Source organism: Nostoc sp. FACHB-888 (assembly GCF_014696655.1).
Classification (GTDB): domain Bacteria; phylum Cyanobacteriota; class Cyanobacteriia; order Cyanobacteriales; family Nostocaceae; genus Nostoc.
In genome coordinates, this window is record NZ_JACJQM010000251.1 from 1 (window position 1) to 5,210 (window position 5,210).

Sequence of the window (5,210 nt, forward strand, 5' to 3'; positions counted from 1 at the left end):
GCATGACTAAATCAGTAATAGCTGAGTTGTCTGCAATACCCGAAAAATTCTTAGAGAAAGCGGTCAAAACCTCACAGGGGGAATCAGTCGGTTGTCTTTATCAGTACCTCGAAACTAAAAAGCTACTTGATGGGAAGACTGTTTCTTATCCCCGTGTGATTGGTGAACGTGACCCGAATAATCCCTTTCATTGGCGATAGGCATTCAATTGGAAAGAGAAGATAAACGGGGCATGGAAAGGTAAAAGTATAGGTTCAATTCCCCCTGGCGCTGTTCCAATGATTCGGACACTGCAACAAGAGAGGGCAACGCGAGAGAATATCATCGCCTTTATCAAAAAAGCGAAAACCAAAAAAACATTACCAAAATTAGATGTCTGCAAAAATTTTGATAATACAAAAATAAAACCAGTTCTGCCAGATGATGCCCCGATCGCTGTAGTACTTTTCGCGGGTGGCGGCGGGATTGAAGCGGGGATGGTTGAAGCCGGGATTCGCCCAGTCATTGTAGTGGAATTTGACCCCACCAAACCAGACTTGAGCAGGGCGATCGCCAAAACCCATCACCACAACTTTAACGAATACGGCTGTAGAATAATCCAGCTAACAGTTCAAGAAGTAGCACGGTTAGGATTTCTAGGTTTTCCCCACCGCCCCGATTACCTCCATGCCTCTCCGGTGTGCGCCAACTTCAGCCAAGCTCACACAGCTAAGGCGGGAAAAGGCATTGAAACGGCTGACGACCTGAGTGCTGCGATCGCAGTAGCAGAAGCAATCCGACAGTTGCAGCCACGGGTGTTTACGCTAGAGAATGTGCCGCGCTATCAGAACAGTCAGAGTTTTGCCATCATCCTGGATGCTTTGGAACTTGAGGGGTACTCGGTCGATTACAGCGTGGTCAACATGGCTGACTTCGGACTGCCCCAGGCGCGGCGGCGGTTAGTCCTGATTGCAAGTCGGGGGTTTCGGGTTGCCCTACCTACGGGAGCTACACCTTGTGGTTGGTATGGGGCGATCGCGCATCTAATCCCCACAATGCCTGACTCTCAACTACTGCTCAAGCAGCAACAAGCTTTGGAGAAATTTTTAGCCGGGAATGCGCCAACACCACTGCTAATAGAAAGAGTTAGGGGGCGTACACAGTCCAAATATAAACCTGGACATTTACCTTGTAACACCATTCTGCGATCGCACTTCACCGATCACAAAGGCTGTAACCGTAGTAAGTTCGCTGATATCTGGTTGCCGGATGGTACGGTCAAGTCTTTGTCTATTGAAGGGGCTGCAATCTTGCAAGGGTTTCCCAGTTGGTACGAGTTTCCCAACGAAACTGCTACGGCTGGGTCAATTATCGGCTACTCTGTGCCTCCCAGTTTTGCAAGCCAATTATTCATGTCGGCACAAAGTATTTTGAAAGCTGCAATTGTATGACTAACCTTGTCCAAATTTATCAAATGCGCTTAACCCTGGGGAGCGCAGTGACTTGTTTTACCAATAATTCTATATTTGAACTACCATTAAGGATTTGATCCAATGTTTTTTCACGGGTAGAGTCAAATAAGGGATGAATTATTGAAGAATAATTACCACAGATAACCAAGTTATATGGAGTTAGATATCTAAATCTTAATTCAGTTTTGGAATTTTCTAAATCGATAATTTCTTTATTAATTATACAAGCACGATCATCGTACTCTGCTCTTGTAATAAAATGTTTTCCTTCATAAATTCCAAATTCTTCAGAAAAATATTCCAGTTTTTTTTGACCATTTTGAATTCTTTCTACTGAATATGAGTAAAGGCCAATTGGTTCCATTGGTTCAGTCTCAACATATACAAAGCAGTGATCATTGGCTACAGAGCGAAACACTGCAATTTTATTAATTTTTAGTTCTTGAAAATTATTGAGAATAACTATACCGTCATTTAAAATTTTAAAATTACTTATCTGGCAATTTTCTAAGCCTCTAACCCACCAAAACGGAGAAAGGTGTTGAAATACTAAAGGTTCCTCTAATAAAATAGCTAATCTTTTGACTGCTTCAGTAGATGATTCAAACACTTCTAAGCCTCGTGAACCTGGAAATGCTTTCGCAAATCTATCAGCAACAAAATTAATGCTATCTTCTTTGCTCCAATTTAATAGTTTCTCCTGATGCTGCCCATTTACAATCATATTTTTCTGTTGTATGCTTTTAGGCTCAGAGATTGCAGGTATAGACTGGGCTGATTGTAATTGCTCTTCAATTTCATCTAGCCTGTCAGTAAGTCTTTTAAGCTCAGTCTCCTCATTTTTAATTTGCTGTTCGTATTGAAACTTACGTGATGGGTCAGTTTCAATAACTAAGGCGATTCGTATCTTTGCCACTTTCTGGCTTTGGAGGGTGTAAGCTTGGTCGAGTGACTCTCTCTCTTGCTGCGTTCGCTGCCGTTTATTCTGTGATTGGACTGAATTACCTGATGCCGTCGTCTGCTGCCCAAGGTGAATGTAGGTATTACCCAACCAATTATTATCCCCCTGAATTTGGATATTACCTTGACCTATTGCAGCTTGCTGTCCACCACTAAATCTTGAATCATTAGCCTGCTGTGTTATCCTTGGCTCAGGCAAAGATGGTTGATTATCAGAATCTTCTGACTGGTTCATAGTAAAATGTTGTTAGCACTATAACTTTGATTAACACCAAACCAAGATTATCTTAAACGGGTTTGGTGTTTTTTATTAACGTTAATACTTACTGGGAGTTCATATTCCAATTATCTAAAGCAGCAATAACAAAGCTTGCTGCGGGATGGCTGAGGAGTTGATCTAGAGCAGCTGTACCCCCTGCACTTAACGCACTGATTGTTTTCTGCATTAAAGTTGGATTATTTTCAATCTGTTGAATAGCTTCTGTAGCTAATGCCATTTTTCCAGACATTGTATTAGTAGGGTAAGATTGGCTTAATTGCTCCAGTAGCTGCTGAATTTCTGCTGCGGCTTCTGCAAGGTTTTGTTTTTGTTCGGGTGCAGAAATATTTTGATTGAATGTCTGCTGGCTACCGGATTGGGCAGTGTCAACAAAACCGCCAATGTTGGCATTTCTTTGGTCGTATTTAGTTTTGTAGTTCTCGTTATTACTCATCGATTGCTGGCTCGCATCTCCTTGCGCTGCTTGTTGTCCTTGACCAAATTGGCTATTATTTGCACTTTGGTTAATTCCACCTTGATTAGAATTCATACTGCCAACCTCTTGTATTTGAGTACTTGAATAAAAGCTAGGGCGTTGTAGCGCCTGATTTACAAAAATTTCTAAACTACGAATTCTGCTATCTTTTTCTGCTAAAAGTAATTTAATTTCCTGCTCTGGCAGGGCTTTTATCTCATTATAAGTATCAAAATATTCTGCATTAAGTTCGGATTTATCAGCACTGACTGCGCTTTTAGCACGAAGTAGAAATTTATCCTCACCCCGTTTTTCCATTGCCACAATCTCAAGTTCAGCATCGGGGTGATTCTCAGCTAACTGCTTAAACGAGATAGCGATCGCACGTGGGTCAACTCCTTGGCTATGGTACAAATCTAGGGTATCGAAGATTGGTTTGATGAAATCCCCAAACTCTCCATCAGCAAACACCTCCTGTCTGTTGTCCGGCTTGCGAAACGGGTCAGGGTTTTCTTTCGTGGGCAGGCGCATATAAACGTACTCGCACCGTACCCCGTCAAAAAGAGTGTCACTGGTAATGCCCCAGTCTTGGATATATGCCCCAGTGAGAGTAGCACCTGTAAAATCTGTGCCGTCTAATTGAGTTTGAACTAACTTCGTTCTGTACAAAATAGCATTTTGCAAGTTGGCATGGTTAAGATTAGCTCTAATAAAGCTAGCATCTGTTAAGTCAACATTACTTAAGTTGATTCCTGCAAGGTTTAAGCTATTAAATTTTTTATCTTTTCCCTGTTGATTGACAACTAGTTCTTGAATTTGTGAGTGCTTAAGATAACTGTTGCCAATACGAGCATAGTCAAGTCCTTGGGCTTTTAACCAACAAGTCTGCTTGATTATTGCATTTCTTAAATCAGTACTATTGATGATTGCTTGATTAAAGTTAGCACTAGTAAGGTTAGCATTTCTAAAACTTGTACCTCTTGTGCTAACAATGTTTATTGCTAGCCTCAGAATCCAAGCGAACTTCTTATCTTTAAGTAAAATACGCCAACTTACATAAACTGCTATACATGTTGCAACAATTACCCCAGAACCGCTTGTAGTAAATGCTTTGAGATTACATCCCGCAACACTGAAAATTCCAATTATAGCAATAATTATCGTAACTGCACCAGCTAGAATCAAGTTTATTAGATGATTATTAATTCTAACAATTACTATTAAAATAGATACATTAATAGCCATCACTCCAGCTATAGCTAATAGCCATGTTCCGATAACAGCTCCACCTAAAATACCGCTCTGAATCGCAACTACAGCTTCATTTGAAGGAATAATCCTAAATATTGCTAGAATCTTCGTTAAACTCCAAGTAATTACTGGAATTATAGCTCCAGCTTCTAAAGCTATTTGGAAACCCCATCCAATTGTGAGTATGAATAATACCCCAGATTGTCCTAGTAAAGTTAAGTAGCGGGTATTGGTATGAGATTCAGATAAAATAGTAAATACACTAACTTTGGTTGGAGTGCTGCCAAATACAGACATCGAAGTTGATAAAATTGATACTAAAAGTCCAAATAGTATTAAAGTTACTATCCAAGACTTTTGCAACCCAGCTTTGGCATGACTAAAGTTTGCATCTGTTAGATTCGCACCAGTAAAATCTGCGCTTCGGATATCTGCACCGCTAAAATTTGCCCCTACAAGGTTTTGACCTTTGAAAGAACGACCTCTGAGATTTTGACCAGAGAAGTCTTGAAGCATGGCTAACTATAAAATATGACAGATTATGTTTGCTACAACTAGAATATGCCCTTTTACGGACTCTCCGCGCAATCTGACTCTTGCGGCGGTTAAACAACGCACTACACAAGAATTGCAATTGCTGACAACGGGTGCTTAACTCAAAGAAGCCCACCTGTACAATAAAAAACTGCCCTGGGTCATGGCCAGAGCAGTGTTTCAAAAGAGGAATTAAATAAAGGACTTTTAAAATCTTGTCCATGTTTTACATATAATTCGTTCGCTATGTAATACTCTTCAGTTCAAGTTTTGTAATTTA

3 protein-coding genes and 1 pseudogene are annotated in these 5,210 nt (G+C 40.5%); 2 read left to right on the forward strand and 2 right to left on the reverse strand.

The features are described 5' to 3' along the window. Positions 1 to 200, forward strand: a pseudogene (locus H6G26_RS43460) (hypothetical protein); the annotation flags it as partial. A 78-nt stretch (positions 201 to 278) separates the two neighbouring features. Beyond that, positions 279 to 1,430 carry a DNA cytosine methyltransferase gene (locus H6G26_RS38155; protein WP_242054269.1) on the forward strand — a complete coding sequence of 384 codons (1,152 nt, stop codon included), beginning with the start codon at positions 279 to 281 and terminating at the stop codon, positions 1,428 to 1,430. Positions 1,431 to 1,449: 19 nt separating this feature from the next. Here H6G26_RS38155 and H6G26_RS38160 read toward each other — a convergent pair whose 3' ends face one another. Continuing rightward, positions 1,450 to 2,646, reverse strand: a complete 1,197-nt coding sequence (locus H6G26_RS38160) for a hypothetical protein (protein ID WP_190736893.1) — start codon at positions 2,644 to 2,646, stop codon at positions 1,450 to 1,452. Between the two features lie 88 nt (positions 2,647 to 2,734). Continuing rightward, positions 2,735 to 4,912, reverse strand: coding sequence for a pentapeptide repeat-containing protein (locus H6G26_RS38165; RefSeq protein ID WP_190736895.1), 2,178 nt, complete (start codon positions 4,910 to 4,912; stop codon positions 2,735 to 2,737). Positions 4,913 to 5,210: the final 298 nt, after the last annotated feature.